This is a genomic window from Alkalibacterium putridalgicola (genome assembly GCF_900109825.1).
GTDB classification, from domain to species: domain Bacteria; phylum Bacillota; class Bacilli; order Lactobacillales; family Carnobacteriaceae_A; genus Alkalibacterium; species Alkalibacterium putridalgicola.
This window is the reverse complement of sequence record NZ_FOBL01000027.1, coordinates 1-15,604: the sequence shown is the minus strand read 5'-3', so window position 1 is coordinate 15,604 and position 15,604 is coordinate 1. Positions and strand designations below refer to the sequence as shown.

General features: G+C 41.1%; 19 protein-coding genes. 1 reads left to right on the top strand and 18 read right to left on the bottom strand.

What is annotated here, in order from left to right; all coding sequences use genetic code 11:
- Positions 1 to 9: 9 nt before the first annotated feature.
- The 18 genes from murD to BMX84_RS09045 form a co-directional block, all read right to left on the bottom strand.
- Positions 10 to 1,392, bottom strand: a complete 1,383-nt coding sequence (murD, locus tag BMX84_RS09130; protein WP_091489084.1) for a UDP-N-acetylmuramoyl-L-alanine--D-glutamate ligase — start codon at positions 1,390 to 1,392, stop codon at positions 10 to 12.
- A 100-nt stretch (positions 1,393 to 1,492) separates the two neighbouring features.
- Complete coding sequence (gene mraY / locus BMX84_RS09125) at positions 1,493 to 2,455, bottom strand: phospho-N-acetylmuramoyl-pentapeptide-transferase (RefSeq protein ID WP_091489083.1); 963 nt, start codon at positions 2,453 to 2,455, stop codon at positions 1,493 to 1,495.
- Positions 2,456 to 2,482: 27 nt separating this feature from the next.
- Positions 2,483 to 4,657, bottom strand: coding sequence for a penicillin-binding transpeptidase domain-containing protein (locus tag BMX84_RS09120; protein ID WP_091489081.1), 2,175 nt, complete (start codon positions 4,655 to 4,657; stop codon positions 2,483 to 2,485).
- Positions 4,654 to 5,040 (bottom strand): cell division protein FtsL, encoded by a 387-nt coding sequence (gene ftsL / locus BMX84_RS09115; protein ID WP_091489079.1) that lies wholly within the window; start codon positions 5,038 to 5,040, stop codon positions 4,654 to 4,656. Before ftsL ends, BMX84_RS09120 begins: the two co-directional genes overlap by 4 nt.
- A gap of 37 nt (positions 5,041 to 5,077) precedes the next feature.
- Positions 5,078 to 6,031 (bottom strand): 16S rRNA (cytosine(1402)-N(4))-methyltransferase RsmH, encoded by a 954-nt coding sequence (rsmH, locus tag BMX84_RS09110; RefSeq protein ID WP_091489078.1) that lies wholly within the window; start codon positions 6,029 to 6,031, stop codon positions 5,078 to 5,080.
- Positions 6,032 to 6,057: 26 nt separating this feature from the next.
- Complete coding sequence (gene mraZ / locus BMX84_RS09105) at positions 6,058 to 6,489, bottom strand: division/cell wall cluster transcriptional repressor MraZ (protein WP_091489076.1); 432 nt, start codon at positions 6,487 to 6,489, stop codon at positions 6,058 to 6,060.
- Positions 6,490 to 6,662: 173 nt separating this feature from the next.
- On the bottom strand, positions 6,663 to 7,037 hold the full coding sequence (locus BMX84_RS09100) for a DUF3397 family protein (RefSeq protein WP_177165524.1): 375 nt from the start codon (positions 7,035 to 7,037) through the stop codon (positions 6,663 to 6,665).
- 144 nt (positions 7,038 to 7,181) lie between these two features.
- A complete protein-coding gene (gene rpmF, locus BMX84_RS09095) occupies positions 7,182 to 7,361 on the bottom strand; it encodes a 50S ribosomal protein L32 (RefSeq protein WP_091489072.1) in 180 nt (59 codons plus the stop codon).
- A gap of 40 nt (positions 7,362 to 7,401) precedes the next feature.
- Positions 7,402 to 7,962, bottom strand: coding sequence for a YceD family protein (locus BMX84_RS09090; protein ID WP_091489070.1), 561 nt, complete (start codon positions 7,960 to 7,962; stop codon positions 7,402 to 7,404).
- A gap of 122 nt (positions 7,963 to 8,084) precedes the next feature.
- Complete coding sequence (locus BMX84_RS09085) at positions 8,085 to 9,272, bottom strand: nucleotidyltransferase (RefSeq protein ID WP_091489068.1); 1,188 nt, start codon at positions 9,270 to 9,272, stop codon at positions 8,085 to 8,087.
- A gap of 11 nt (positions 9,273 to 9,283) precedes the next feature.
- Positions 9,284 to 10,006, bottom strand: coding sequence for a class I SAM-dependent DNA methyltransferase (locus BMX84_RS09080; protein WP_091489066.1), 723 nt, complete (start codon positions 10,004 to 10,006; stop codon positions 9,284 to 9,286).
- Positions 10,006 to 10,365, bottom strand: coding sequence for a ribosome silencing factor (rsfS, locus tag BMX84_RS09075; protein ID WP_091489065.1), 360 nt, complete (start codon positions 10,363 to 10,365; stop codon positions 10,006 to 10,008). The genes BMX84_RS09080 and rsfS overlap by 1 nt, the downstream gene beginning before the upstream one ends.
- Positions 10,366 to 10,376: 11 nt before the next feature.
- Positions 10,377 to 10,979, bottom strand: a complete 603-nt coding sequence (gene yqeK, locus BMX84_RS09070) for a bis(5'-nucleosyl)-tetraphosphatase (symmetrical) YqeK (protein ID WP_246119129.1) — start codon at positions 10,977 to 10,979, stop codon at positions 10,377 to 10,379.
- The gene (locus tag BMX84_RS09065; RefSeq protein ID WP_246119130.1) at positions 10,948 to 11,586 is read right to left on the bottom strand and encodes a nicotinate-nucleotide adenylyltransferase; all 639 of its coding nucleotides are present in this window, start codon (positions 11,584 to 11,586) and stop codon (positions 10,948 to 10,950) included. The genes yqeK and BMX84_RS09065 overlap by 32 nt, the downstream gene beginning before the upstream one ends.
- A gap of 39 nt (positions 11,587 to 11,625) precedes the next feature.
- Positions 11,626 to 11,946: a ribosome assembly RNA-binding protein YhbY gene (yhbY, locus tag BMX84_RS09060; RefSeq protein ID WP_091489061.1), complete on the bottom strand. Its 321-nt coding sequence runs from the start codon at positions 11,944 to 11,946 to the stop codon at positions 11,626 to 11,628.
- A 28-nt stretch (positions 11,947 to 11,974) separates the two neighbouring features.
- Positions 11,975 to 13,105 (bottom strand): ribosome biogenesis GTPase YqeH, encoded by a 1,131-nt coding sequence (gene yqeH, locus BMX84_RS09055; RefSeq protein ID WP_091489060.1) that lies wholly within the window; start codon positions 13,103 to 13,105, stop codon positions 11,975 to 11,977.
- Complete coding sequence (locus tag BMX84_RS09050) at positions 13,083 to 13,628, bottom strand: YqeG family HAD IIIA-type phosphatase (protein WP_091489119.1); 546 nt, start codon at positions 13,626 to 13,628, stop codon at positions 13,083 to 13,085. Before BMX84_RS09050 ends, yqeH begins: the two co-directional genes overlap by 23 nt.
- 88 nt (positions 13,629 to 13,716) lie before the next feature.
- Positions 13,717 to 13,968, bottom strand: coding sequence for a YkuJ family protein (locus BMX84_RS09045; protein ID WP_091489058.1), 252 nt, complete (start codon positions 13,966 to 13,968; stop codon positions 13,717 to 13,719).
- Between the two features lie 184 nt (positions 13,969 to 14,152).
- On the opposite strand from BMX84_RS09045, the gene BMX84_RS09040 reads away from it, so the two are divergent.
- A complete protein-coding gene (locus BMX84_RS09040; RefSeq protein WP_091489057.1) occupies positions 14,153 to 15,334 on the top strand; it encodes an aminotransferase class I/II-fold pyridoxal phosphate-dependent enzyme in 1,182 nt (393 codons plus the stop codon).
- Positions 15,335 to 15,604 lie beyond the last annotated feature (270 nt).

Sequence of the window (15,604 nt, the reverse complement as noted above, 5' to 3'; positions counted from 1 at the left end):
CCTAAGTGCTTAGCCCCCTTTAACTGACTGATCGATTTCTTGGACAGTTTGAATGAAGTCATTTCCACGTTCTTCGAAATTGGCATACTGATCCCAGCTTGCACAGGCAGGTGACAGTAAAATGACATCTTTTTTTTCACTCGTTCCAAACGCTTGTCTGGTTGCTTCTGATACCGTATCTACCACAATAATGGTGCTGATATCAGCCTTTCTCGCTACCTCGGCAAGCTGATGCTTTGTTTCACCGAAAGTCACCACAGCTTTAACGTGTTCCTTCAAGAGAGGAATCAGATCATCAAGCGATTCTTGTCTGTCCAGTCCACCCGCAACAAGAACGACAGGGTCAGAAAAACCTTCTAACGCATGAATCGTTGCAAGGGAATTGGTTGCTTTAGAATCATTATAGAATTTTCTTCCGTCGACCGTATCCACAAGCTGCATGCGATGTTTAACGCCTTGAAAATGTCCGAATGCTGCTTCGATATCTTTGTTATCTATACCTTTAAGTTTTGCAACAGCGACTGCTGCCAGTGCATTCTCCAGATTATGTTCTCCTGGGATCAGCACCTTATCGGTCGACATGACCTCTTCTCCATTGAACATGATCATTTTATCTTTTACATAAGCACCTTTGCCCAGTTCTTTTTTCCGAGAAAACGGGACAAGTTTTGCAGCGGATGTACTGGTGACCAGATCGGTAAGCTCCTCCTGATCTCGATTAAACACAATATAGTCTGAATCTGTCTGATTTTCTGTGATGGCTAACTTTGCATTCACATACTCATCACGGGTCTTGTGATAATCCAAGTGAGCAGAATATATATTAGTGATGACCGCGATCGAAGGATGGAATTTATCCACACCCATCAGCTGAAAACTGGATACTTCCATAACCAGATCATCATTTACCGATGATTCCTGAGCTACAAGACTTGCCGGTGTTCCTATATTCCCCACTGCGTATGCCTTACCTTTTGACCGATTCTCATTTAAAAGATTCTCGATCATCATAGTCGTTGTCGTTTTACCATTGGTACCTGTAATGGCGATCATCGGACTTTCAGATATCAAGTATGCCAATTCGACCTCTGTGACGATTTTTATTTTTTTATTCACTGCCTGCTTGACCAGAGGGTTGGAGTAAGGTATACCGGGATTTTTCACTATAAAATCCAGAGATCTATCCAGGATATCCAAAGGGTGTCCCCCAGAGATCACTTCGATCCCTTTAGCTTTCAAAATCTGCGCTTCTTCATTTTCACTTAAATCTTTAAAATCGTTGACTATAACCTTAGATCCCAGCTGGTCGAGCAATAATGCTGCGTTATAACCTGAAACAGCCAGCCCTAGAACCAAGACAGTTTTATTTTTAAAATAGTCTTCATTTTTCATAAAAATACCCCTCATTTTTTATAACTAACTTATGTATAAGTGTACAGTGAATTTAAAAAAACTGGAAGTAGAAAAACTACTACCAGTTTTCTTCATTCCCTTAGAGGATCAGTAGAGTCACCAGAGAAGTCACTAGGGTGATCAGTGAAAAGACGATAACGATTTTCCATTCGCCCCAACCCACCATTTCAAAATGATGATGGATCGGACTCATTTTAAATAAACGTTTACCTGTTAACTTAAATGACGTCACCTGCAGCATGACACTAGCTGTCTCTATGACGAATATAAGACCGATCAGCAGCAACGTCCATTCCTGATTCAAGACGATGGAGACAGCAGCCAAACCGGCTCCTAAAGCAAGCGAACCAACATCCCCCATAAAAATCTGGGCAGGTTTTCTATTGAACAGAAAGAATCCGATCAACGCTCCCAGGATGGCACTTGTGAAAATGGCTACTTCATATTGTTCCTGCATGACCGCAATGACAGTGTAACTGAGATACGCGATAAATCCTGTTGTGGTCAGCAGCCCGTCGATCCCGTCAGTCAAGTTGGTTGCGTTGGAGAAGCCAACCAGCCAGAACAGAATGAAGAATACATATAGGAATCCTAAATCCAGTTCCGCACCAAAAGGCAAAGCAACACTTTGAATATCCAGTATCTGTGAGACTCCGATATAAAACAGTACGGCAGCTACTATTTGACCCATCAGTTTCTGAAGGCTTGTCAGTCCCAGATTACGCTTCATCATTACTTTAATATAATCATCGATAAATCCGATGCTTCCATAAACCAGTAATATAAAGGTCAGCAGCAGGACCAGCAGACTGTTCACTGGGAAAAGCACACTGAAGAGAAGTACAACGATCGAAACAGCTATAAGGATAGAAACCCCACCCATAGTCGGCGTCCCGGATTTCACTTCATGCCATGAAGGCCCTTCTCCCCGTGTTGTTTGTCCCAGTTGCTTTTTTTTGAAAATGTTGATAAATACAGGTGTCAAACCTGCGACGATCAATCCACTCAGAACAAGCGGATAGAGTAATTGAATGCTCTGCACTATTTTTTTCCTTTCTTTCCAACAAAATTATTCATTCGGTGATAGAGTCACCGTAAGTTTCGTTTCGCTTTCTATAAAAGACTGCGGTGGGAGGGTCTGTGAATTGACAAACCCTTCCCCTTCAAATGTTACTGCAATGCCTGTCAGTTCCGATAATTTCAATACATCACTCTTAGACCAGCCAGTTAAATCAGGTAATGTCATTGCACCATTCGTCATGAGCATGATCCTATCCGATTCTTTCAACTCTGCATTCTGGATAGGATGCTGCTGAACGATCGTGTCTCCGGACCCTATGATACTGATCTCTCTTCCTGTTGTATTAAAGTTATCAATAACAGCTTGAGTGTTTTTCTGAATGACATTTGCCATCACTTCAGATTCTTCTTCGAAATCCATTTCAGTTTCTTCAGAAGAATAATACTCCAGTGCCCGCTTCATTACCGGATTAAAGACCTTCTGCACGACATGACTGCCATGTCCGGCGCCATTTAGTTCAGGCTGCTGGACAGTCACATAGAAAATAAGTTCCGGATCTTCAACAGGCCCCATACCAACGACAGAGTATACATAATTGGAGTCTCCAGATAAGTAACGTCCGTCTTCTCCAATCATTTGGGCTGTTCCTGTTTTCGCTGCTATTTCAAAACCTTCTACTGCATAACCTCTGGCCGTACCTACATCACTGTATACTGTTTCGGTCAAATATTCAAGTGTTTGATCAGCAGTCTTTTTTGATATAAGAGTCGGGGTTCCCTCTGGCTCAAATACTTTTTCTTCACCAGTTTCTTTATCTATGATTTCCTTGACTAAATGCGGTTCAACCATCTTCCCTCCATTTGTGATGGAAGAAAATGCGCGAAGCATTTGCACAGGCGTTACTGAAATCCCCTGGCCAAATGACGTGTTGATTCTTTGAAGATCCCCACCATAAGGATTCGATCCACTGTATTCATTCGGTAAAGATATACCCGTCTTTTGACCGAATCCATAACTGTCAAGATACTGTTTCCATGTTTCAAAGCCCATCTCCTGTACCTGATGTACAAAAGCCACGTTACTCGATCGGGCCAGTCCCTCCAGATAGGAAATGTATCCCCACCCTTCAGGTTTTACATCATGAACGGTCCCTCCACCTACTTGAATCTTTCCTGACTTGTAGTAATCGTAAGGTCTGAATGTCCCCTCTTCAATAGCCGCCGCCAGAGTCATGACTTTCATCGTAGATCCAGGATCAAATGTGTACTCAGTCAGATAATTCTGCCATGTCTGGTCTATCCCTACCTTGGTCGTCCCATTGAATGTCGGACGCTGGGTCGTTGCGAGTATTTCTCCTGTCTTGGCATGCATCAGCGTTGCTGTCAGCACTTCTGGAGAATGTTCTTCGTTGACATCTTCCACGATACTTTCAAGATATATTTGCATGCGTCTATCCAAGGTCAAATGAATATCATTTCCATCAGTCGGCAGAACTTCTTCGATTTCCTGATTCGGGATAACGTAGCCGAAACGGTCTCTCTGATACTCGATCCATCCGTCTTCACCACTTAATATTTCATCAAATTCCTTTTCCAGTCCAAGCACACCTTTAAGGGACTGGCTTTCTTGCTCTCCATTCTCTCTTTGAGCCAATCCTATAGTATGTGAGGCAAATATGCCATTAGGATATAGTCTGCTCTTTTTCTCTTCAAAAGTTATTCCTGTCAGCTCTTCTTTTTTCAGATCTTCCTCGATCGCACTGACTATTTCATATGTGAGATTCCGTCCAATACTGCCAAATTCTACTTGGCTGTTATCCATAGTCAATCTGTCGAGCAGATCTTCTTCACTCATCGATAAATGTTTCGCGAGGACTTCTGCTACTGCTTTTGGTTCCTGAACATGAATCGGACGTTTGGGTGTCGACCATTCATCTGTCAGAACTGCAATCATTTTATATGAATTGGCATCCATCGCTATCGGATTACCGCTGGAATCATAAATCGTTCCCCGCTTTGCCTGCAGAGTATTGTTTCTTGTGTACAGCTTGTGTACATTAGACACCAAATTCTCACCATTGATTTCCCCCGTGACCATTATCCAGGCAAAGCGCGAAAAAACACCGAAAAACAGGATAAAACAAAAAATATACAGCATGATCGCTATATATTTTCTATTACGAAAGGGATTCGATTCTTTTATTTTTCTCTTTATCTGTTTCATTTAAATACATTCCTGATCTGTTCTTCATTCATTTTAAGATCATTTTCTTTAGCTATAGAATACACTCGGTCATACCGTGAAAGTTCCTGAACATTCTGCTCATAATTACTGTTTTCTACTTGCACCATCGCGGCCTGTGCTTCTATATCCTGGATACTTCTATTAGTCGTTGAAACTTGCATGGATAAGGCGATATGTCCAACTGCCATGACAAAAAGAATGGTTCCGAACAGACTACTGACGGCCATCTCCATTCGAGTCAGGCCTTTTTTATGTAATCTTTTTTCGCTCTCTCTAATTTCATTCGTTTTCGGCTGCGATGACGGCTGCTGTAATGGCAGATTTTCATTCGCCAGCTGTCTAGCTAAGTTGTCGTTCATCATGTGTAATGCTCTCCTTCCCGTGAATTATCAGATGTGATTATTTTTCTCTCTGTTTTTCAGCAATTCTCAATTTAGCGCTGCGTGAGCGGTTATTATTATTCAACTCTTCTGCTGAAGGTAGGATCGGTTTTCTGTTCACCATCTTTAGTATGGGCTGTTTGTTATCCGGAATGATCGGAAGTCCCCTTGGCAAATCCGGGAGTTCCGAGTAACTTTTATACAGTTGTTTTACTATACGGTCTTCTAAAGAATGAAAAGTTATGGCACTGATACGTCCACCGACCTTGATCAGGTCAACAGCCTGTTCAAGAGTATCTTCCAGGGCTCCCAGTTCATCATTGACTGCTATACGCAAAGCCTGAAATACACGTTTGGCTGGATGTCCGCCTTTTCGTCGGGCAGGTGCCGGAATGGCATCTTTGATTATATCCACTAGTTCGTGTGTGGTATCTATCGTCTGTTCTGCCCTTCTAGTTTCTATTTTACGGGCGATCTGTTTTGAGAATTTTTCTTCTCCATAACGGAAAAATATACGGACAAGGTCACTGTATTCCCAGTTGTTAACGATGTCGTGAGCCGTCAGCTCCTGCGTCTGATCCATTCTCATATCCAGCTGGGCATCTTTATGATAGCTGAATCCTCTTTCTGTAACATCCAGTTGAGGAGATGACACGCCTAAGTCGTAAAGGATTCCGTCAACCTTAAAAACACTTTCTGCTTCAAGGGCACTTTTTAAATTCCTAAAATTATCATGAATAAATGTCAGCTTCCCGCTTTCGACTTCGTCAGCTAATAAACTGCGGGCGTTATCGATAGCAGTCATATCTTGATCAAAAGCGTATAAATGCCCCTCTGGCCCCAGCTTATTTAAAATTAGGGCTGTATGACCGGCTCCGCCTAAAGTACAGTCGACGTAAACCCCATCCGGTTTTACATCTAGACCCTCTACGGTTTCATTTAACAGTACTGTTTCATGTTTGAATTCTGACATTTTTATACTCCTCTGTTAACTTTATGTTAGAAGCCAAAATCGATCATTTCTTCAGCTATATCTTCAAATGATTCATTCGCATCTTCTGCAAAGGTTGTCCATCGATCTTCGCTCCATATTTCTATGCGATCCGATACGCCTATAACAACACACGTTTTTTCAAGTGATGCATGTCCGATCAAAGTATTTGGCAAATTGATACGACCCTGTTTATCCAGCGAACATTCAGTAGCTGCTGAATAAAGGAACCGTGTAAACGCTCTCGTTTCTTTTTTGGCAAGCGGGAGCTGTTTCAGCTTTGTTTCGAGCTGTTTCCATTCTTCCATGGGATAGCCGAAAAGACAGCCGTCTAATCCTCGGGTCACAATGAAATTTTTTCCGAGATCATCCCTGAATTTTGCGGGGACGATCAGGCGTCCTTTATTATCGATTGAATGTTTATATTCACCTAATAACATTTCACTGCCCCCTTCCCCACTTATATGTTAAAGTCTACCACAATTCCCCACTTTCCACCACATCAGATCTGATGAAAAAATCTATTTTTAACGGGAAAATAAAAAAAACCTAGCCATTAATACTTATGGCTAGGGAACGCATGTTTATTAAAGTTTCATGACTAACTTTTTGTTCAATTCATCCACAGTAAAATCATCCATATTCCTGCACTGACATAAAAAATCAGGCAGATTATAAATACGATCCGCCACCATATCCGGAAAAACAGATAGAGTTTCAATTCTTTTCTGTAAAAAGTAAAGTAAGTGGCTAAAATGATTCCCAGTACTGAAATGATAAGGATGATGTAAGGAATGAGATTGACAGGGAAATACAATTGACTCATAGCGAACAGGAGCAGCAGCATATACGGGATAATGAGATCCACTACTTTCACCGAAAGCCGCAGCAGTTTGAACTGTTTATTGATCCAGCGGGAAAAAAGCAATGTAATAAACGGCACGGAATAAAAACCGAGCAATGGGAGTATATCCGATAAAGTATTCACACATTCACTTCCGTTTCTTGTCAAATAGAGATGGCGTTACACTTTTTATGTAAATCATACCATACAGAAAATCAAAAAAGTGTTTATGAACTAAAGTCATAAACACTTTTTATACAATTTAACCCATCCAAAAGACTGATTAAATTATGCTTCTTTGTTGATTACCTCTTTGCCTGCGTAATGTCCGCATGAAGGGCATACGTGGTGATTACGTTTAACTTCACCACAATTAGGACAATCACTCATGTTTGGAAGGTCCAATTTGATATGAGTACGTCTTTTTGCTTTTCTGCTAGTAGAAGTTCTTCTTTTAGGTACTGCCATTTTCCAACACACCTCCTTAAAAGGTTTCGAATTCTATTGCTTACTCGTTATCTTCTTTGAAGAGATCTTTAAGTACTGCAAATCTCGGATCTCCTTCACCATTAGATGAATGCATATCATTGTTATGCTGATCTTCCGGTAAAACTATCCAATCTTTTCCACTTGGCATATCATCTGATTCAAGTTCTTCCGCTGTGAAGATTTGACTGGGTTTACTGGTCAATATAGCATCTTCGATCGGCTTCTTGAGATTCAATGTATCGGTGGTCAAGCGTTCAGCCAGTTCTTCTTCTGCAAACTGTTCCAGACTAACAGGAGAGTCAGGGGCCAGATAGATCTCTGAAAATGGAATAGTCATGACCAATTCAACAGGTTCTAACGAACGTGAAGAAGGTAACGTCACTTTCACTTTCATCGTCATATCAACATAATATACAGATTTCTCATCAACAGTCAACATCCCTTGAAGGGAAACCGGACTTGCCGCGATTATATCATTGTCTCTTTCTTTCAATGACGCCTCTAAATCGACCGATCCATTTAATGTTAATGGAGAATCCTGATACTTTTTCAATTCATTTAATGCCCATTTTATTTTCATAGACTTCACCTCAGTGTTTAACGTCTTTTATCAAACAATGTCATAGGCACAAACATCATTACTTTTAAAAGTTTTCACTTAATGAGCAACAAAAATAATTATACTATTTTAAACAGATAAAGTCAATCCATTTTTATAGGCTTTCTTTTATAATCCTGAGATTTTATCCTGTCATGCTCCGCTAGTCTATATACTTCGCTCACAGTGATATCGTGTGCAACCAGTGCACTGTTCTTCTGACTGACATTAGTGACCAGCGGAATCTCTAACTGCCGCTTTATCTCACTTAGATAAGTCTGTCCGGTACGGTTGAATCCGAGCAACCGGATGAAATTGAGATGGTCTATTCTTTTTTCCATTTCTTCTTTTGTTTTATCGAGAAGAATATAAAAACATATGCGCTGAAGTCTCGTCCAGGAAAGCTGTTTAGTTTTGAGCGCCGTCAGAAAACCAGCCATATCCTCAGCTTCTTTTATCACTGCCTTAACTCTGTACTCCAGACCTTGTTCCATCAAATAGATTTGACTCAATCCCTCCAGTGAAGTCGTTGTTATCCTGTATTTCAAATACGGGAAAAAATCATCCCATTTAACCAATTTGCTGTTAACTAAACTGGTTTTGGTTTCTTCTGGAAATGGAAGACTGGAGGCAGTTTCCCACTCCTTTGAAGAAGACAATATTTTCCTTATCGCTGTTGCACTGGCAATTTCGTCACCGGATCCGATTTCCTGATCATGATAATGACTGCTTTTCCTTCTCACAGTCTGAATACCGATAGATCTATTTTTCTTCTGCAGTTCTTTTGCATACGCAAATCCGAGTATGTTGTTCGGTTGGGTAAGATCCAGTTTGATTTCCGGTAAGTATTTCGCAAGAAGTCTGCTCATGTTTTTGGCATAAGTCAGTTTTTGTTCCTGCTCACGTTTAAACAGTTCATTGATTTCTTCTTCTTTTTCCAGGTACATCGCTGCTGATAATAGAAAATCAGAACCGTCGCCGGATTCACTTCCAAAGCTTAAAACATCGATACCCATAAGATCCAGAAGTTCGACTGCACCTTTTGCGAACAGATCAGCTGGCTGAACACTGAAGGCAGCAGGTATTTCAAGAACGATATCAGCCCCATGGCTAAGCGCAGTTTGAGCTCTCTGCCATTTATCTATAACAGCCGGTTCACCTCGCTGAAGAAAATTACCGGACATCGCTACGATCAGAACATCGGCTCCTGTCTTCTTTTTGGCTTCTGCAAGCTGATATAAGTGTCCATTGTGAAACGGATTGTATTCCGCAACGACTCCACATACTTTCATAAACGTACTCCTTACTTCTTACAGGCAAAGAACCAGCGTCGGCTGTCCTCTTTTACTTCTTCTGTAAAATCAGCACAGACTTCGATCTTGTTGAAGCCGGCTTTTTGTATTAACTTTTTATACATGTCCAGCGGATAAGTTCTTTCTTTATGTGTTTCTTCATATCGGTCATAACTGTTATCTTCACTATTCACAAAAAATGACAGTTCATGTTCCACCGAATAAGGTTCTTCTCCTTCAAAGCTGTCCCACAAAAATACGATACCATCAGTTTCGGCATGAAAAGACGTATTTAGAAAAGCTTCGATCTGATAGGTTGAGTGGACGTCAAAAAGAAACAAGCCTTCATTTTCAAGCTTGCTGTAAACTTCTTTAAACACTGAATACAGTTCATTTTCATCTTTCATGTAGCAAAGTGCATCACTGTAGCAGATGACATTCGCATACACAGGCAGATCTTTTAAATCTCTCATATCTCCTTGGATGAGAGGGAACGTCACACCTTCTTCGAGTTGTCGGTTATAAGCCAGGCTCAGCATTTCATCAGACAAGTCAAGCCCGGTAATATCATATCCGCTTTCTTTCAGCTTCAATCCCAGTATGCCCGTCCCGCTTCCAAGTTCAAGTATCGCTTCACCTTCAGGAATGTATTTTTCTGTATAGTTCAGCCATTTTTCATAAAGGCTGTCATCCATCAAGTCATCGTATACTTTTGCAAACCAATTGTATGTCATTAGTCCAGCCATTTCTCTATGTCAACATAATCTGCATCAGACCACAAGCGTTCCAGTTTATAAAATTCACGTTCTTCCTGATTGAACAAATGAACGATCACATCGCCTAAATCAATGAGGACCCATTTAGCATCATCTTTACCTTCTACTCGTTTAATGTCCTGGTCGTGCTTAGAAGCTTCATCTAATATGCTTTGTGCAATGGCATTAAGCTGTCTGTCATTATTTGCATGCAGAATAACGAAATAATCTGCCAGCAGTGAAACATTCTTCATATCAAGCGCAACGATATCTTCGGCTTGTTTGGCATCTGCTGCTTTCACTACGTATTCTAGTACTTCCATTGGTGTTTGTTTCATATTTTCTCTCCTTAGTTGTCTACTACCCAGGCGTTATATGTTTCAACTGCCTTGGGATATATTTTATTTTCTCTTTTGACTAAATGTTTCAGCGTTTGTCGGGTAATGTAAGAAACTGTTTTAGTCAAATCTTTGTCTGCCAGCTTCCGTGCTTTGTCTACACCGCTGTGAGAACGTTTGGGTTCGATATAGTCAGCAACATAAATGATTTGTGCCACCTCACCCATTGTCGGACTGCCAATGGTATGGGCCTTGATAGCTTCAAGGATCTCTTCATCCTCAAGCTGATATTCGTTCTTCATCAGTATAGCCCCGACAGGGCCGTGCCAGATATTACTTCCGAACTGAAGCATATCCAATTCCAGATTTTCACTGATGATCAGATCACGCATTTCAGCATCAGGCCTTTCCTTTGCATAATCATGTGCCAAGGCGGCGATGCTGACTTTCTCCATGTCTATGTCATATTTATCTGCGAGATATAAAGCTGTCTGTTCCACTCTTAAAACATGTTTATATCGGCGATAGCTCATGGATTCATGCATAAGTTCAACCAGTTCTTCTCTGTTTAAGCGAATATAGTTATTCTGGTATTCCATCTGAATTTTCTTCATTTTTATATAATCCTTTACTTTCGATATAATTCTCTACTTCGGGAGGAACCAAATATCTAATAGAACAACCATCTTTCACTTTCTGACGGATCAACGTTGAACTAATATCAATATTCGGTACATCGACACCAATAACAGGATAGGGAGTTTCCAGACTGTAATAGGGACGGTTGACAGCCACAAACTGAACCATATTTACAAGTTCATCGATTTTATACCAGTTTTTCAAATCCTGAACCATATCTGCTCCAATAATAAAGTAATATTCTACATCGGGATTCTTTTCTTTAAGTTCCACGATCGTATCATACGTGTAGCTTTTTCCTCCGCGCTTAAGTTCTGCTTTTTCCACAGAAAACGAACCATTGTCTTTCACAGACTCAGTCAGCATAACTGACCGATGACTGGCGTCAATGGTCTTCTTTTCTTTCTTATGCGGTGGTTCTGCACTTGGCATAAACAGAATCTCTTCTAAGCCAAGCTGGTCTTTGACCTGATCGGCTATAATTAAATGTCCCAAATGCGGCGGATTAAACGTTCCGCCCAAAATCCCGATTTTCCTTTTAGGGAGTGCCCCGATCAATTCACTTAGAACTTCCGGTTCGATGACATTTGCAACTTTATTGACCAACGCTCGTTCTCTCCTTTATGAATGATTGGATTTAGGCAGGCGAGAAGAATAGCGCTGATATTTTTCTTTGTCAGAAGGTTTAAACAACACTAATACCCTGCCTATTTTCTGCACGACAGTAATGTCTGAATGTTCTTCTATAAACTCGACAGCTTCACCGGCTGTCCACTCTGTGTTCTGAAGTAACTGGACCTTCATTAATTCCTTATTTTCAAGTGAATCTTCAAATTCCCTGACCATCTCGACTGTTAATCCATTTTTCCCAATTTGGAAAATAGGCGTCAGACTGTTTGCTTCTGATCTCAAGAAACGTTTCTGTTTACCTGTTAAATTCATATCCATCCTCTTTTCTGAGTATAATTCTTTAAATAAGCTGTTTCCTCACGGTAACATCGACACCTAGAGGTGCCCATCCTGCTACTGTGATATCTACAGCATCGATCGAAACCCATCCCAAGCCGCTGAAGACGATGTCAGAGGGTTCCTTTATTTTAAATTCATGACGCTTCAGTGCAGGGAAATCAGCAGCCGAAGCAGCATTCGGCGGTGTCAGCAGTTCCCCTAACTGGTTTTCATACAGTTCATCTGCTCTTTCCGTTTTTGTGCGATGAATATAAAGTTCATTGGATACATAACAGACAAAGGATTCTTTTCCTTCACCCATCAGGTAGTCAAAGCGAGCCAATCCTCCGAAGAATAATGTCTGATTATCGTTCAACTGATAATTTTTCGGTTTCACTTCTTTTCTCGGTGTCACGCCCTTTAAATCTTTGGCATCTAAATAGTGTGACAACTGACTTTTCTGAATGATTCCCGGCGTATCTACAAGTACTTTTTCATCGTCCAGGGGTATTTCGATTTTACCCAATGTGGTCCCTGGGAAATAGGAAGTCGTGATCGTATCTTCTGAATCTGTAGCGATGTTTATGATCTGATTGATCAGTGTGGACTTCCCAACGTTGGTCGTTCCGACGACATACACATCTTTCCCTTGACGTTCCTTGTCCAGAGCTTCCATAAATTTTTCAACAGAGGCTTTATTCAAGGCGCTGATCAGATAGACATTTTGTGGTCTGATTCCATAGCTTTGGACCTGCTCTGTCACCCACTGACGCATTTTGCCTTCACCAAGCGATTTAGGCAGCAGATCACTCTTGTTGGCTACGATAACGATCGGGTTGCTTCCGGCAAACCTCTGAATCCCCGAGATGATACTGCCGTTAAAATCGAATAAATCAATGACATTGACTATGAGTGCATTCTCTTCGTTCAATTCATGAAGCATGTTCAAAAAGTCATCATCGCTCAGTTCGATGTCCTGAACTTCATTGTAATGTCTCAGACGAAAACAGCGTTTGCAGTACACTAGATCTTCAGCGCTTTTTTTCTCCAGCACAGAGGCAGGAAGATAACCCGATTTCGTTTCATCTTGTGACTGCAAAACTGCTCCGCAGCCAATACACCTTAGTTCATTATTCTTTACTTCGTCTGCCATGTATCGTATCTCTCCATTTCATTTCGGGATCTTTTTTTATCAGATAGTTCATGATTTTCAGCTCCACGAACCTGTTCAATCGCGTATTCCAAGCATCAGAATCTAGTATAGGCTTGACCAATACCGTTCTTATCCCGGCTTTATTAGCTCCTCGGATATCGGTGATGACTTGATCGCCGACCATCAGCCATTCTTCTTCGGAATAAGAATAGTCTTTCAGCGCTTTCTTGAAACCTCTCGTTAATGGTTTCAACGCTCTAGGTATAAAATCCAGTTCAAGAATACTTGCGATCTTCTTTACTCTTTTTCTAGAGTTATTGGATAATATGACCACTTTGATATCATTCTTTTTCATTAATTTGATCCATGCGATCGTTTCTTCCGTTGCCTCCGGATTGTTCCAGGCAATAAGTGTGTTATCTAGATCGGTCAATACCGCTTTTATATTTTCTCTTTTTAATTGTTCCGGGGTGATTTGATATATGGATTCAACCATCCACGTTGGCTTAAAACTACTCAGCATATTTTCCCTCCTGACTGAAATCAACATGCACGAAAGGGGAGTTTCTAAAAAAAAGGAAGCACACAAAGCACTTCCTTTTGTGCACTTCTTACTCTTCTGTAGATGTTGCGGGCTGGACCAGTTCAAGTATTTCAACAGCTACATAATCGATATTATCGAATTCATAAGTCTGTTCTGTCGTTCGGTCTTCAAGTTCAAACATATTAGATTTATTATCATAGCGTACGATGCACTTTTCCTGGCCGTTTCGTTCAAAACGTCTTACTTGAACTTCATCCGACTGATCTTCGCGCATTGCATCCAGTCTTCTGATAATAGGTATAAGTTGGGATGGTTTCATTTGTTTTCCCCTTTCTCTTCTTTTGTCACTTCACTTCTACATTTTAACAGATTTCAGCCCAAATTACATTAGATGCGCTGTGATTTAAGCCGATTATTGTCTTATATGAGACTATGACGATATTTTATACTGTTTTATTGAATTTGCATTATGGTAAACTAATACGATACAGGAGGAAAAACACATGAATAAAACTACCCACTTCAATTTGAATCACCAGATAAGAAATCTCGAAATTTCTAAAATCAGGCAATTTGATGATCATGTCAGTACATTCGAACCATTGATCCGACTGACACTCGGACAGCCTGATTTCCCGACACCCGAACACGTCAAGGAAGCTGCTAAAAAAGCGATCGATTCTGATTATTCGTTCTATACCCGTACTGCTGGAGACATCAAACTAAGAGAAGCCGCTTCGGCCTTTGCAGCAGCTAAATACGAACTGTCTTATGACCCAGAATCAGAAATCATTGCGACCGTTGGCGCCACCGAGGCATTGGCCACGACCCTATTTACCTTGCTTAATCCTGGAGACTATGTTTTGATCCCCTCGCCTTTCTTTTCTCTTTACGATTCTCTGGTAAAAATGAGTCAAGCGACCCCGGTTTACATGGACACATCTGAAACCGGCTTTATGGTCACGCCTGACTTGATAGAGAAAACGATCCAGTCTCTGGATAAAACACCAAAAGCCATCATTTTGAATTACCCTAACAATCCGACAGGCATAACGTGGACAGAAGCTGAAGTGAAAGGAATCGCTCTCACTCTTTCAAACTATCCAAAAATGCTTGCGGTCAGTGATGAAATATATAGTGAACTGGTTTACGATGACACTCATGTTTCGTTAGGGAAACACCTGAGAGATCAGACGATCGTTATTAATGGCCTGTCGAAATCACATGCCATGACTGGCTGGCGTTTAGGACTCATTTTTGCGCCTGAGCTAATCACATTTGAACTTGTCAAAACCCATCAGTCGCTGGTCACGAGCGCTTCGACAGTTACACAATATGCCGGTATCGAAGCACTGGTAAATGGTCAGGATGATGCTTTGCCGATGAAGGCTGCTTATAAAGAACGTCGCAGGGTCGTCATGCAGACGCTTCAGGAGTTGAATCTGGAAGTAACAGAACCTAAAGGAGCCTTTTATATTTTTGCGGCCCTTCCAAAAGGACTGAAGATGAGCAGCTACGACTTCTGCTACGGCTTTGCTGAAGGATACCGCGTAGCCATGATCCCCGGCGATGCATTTGGAGCCGCCGGGGAAGGCTACTTCCGGATCAGCTACGCATCGAGTTTAGAGGATATCAAGACAGCAATGGTCCGACTGACTGATTATGTAAATACGTTAAGAAAATAAAGGTGACAGAGAATTAAGACTGGGAAGAGAATCCCCAGTCTTTTTGCTTTTTGTGAAATCCTTTAGAGAGAAAAAACAACCTGATGACTTATTGCATGGTATCGCAGTCACTTTTGGGTGAATTTAGAATTTATTGTATCAACGGATCTCTAAAACGGTTATTGCGACTACTTCTTGAAGAATTACAGCATTAACTGGTCACTAAACGGCTATTGCGACTACTTCCTGAAGAATTATAATATGAACTGGTCACTAAACGGCTATTGCGAC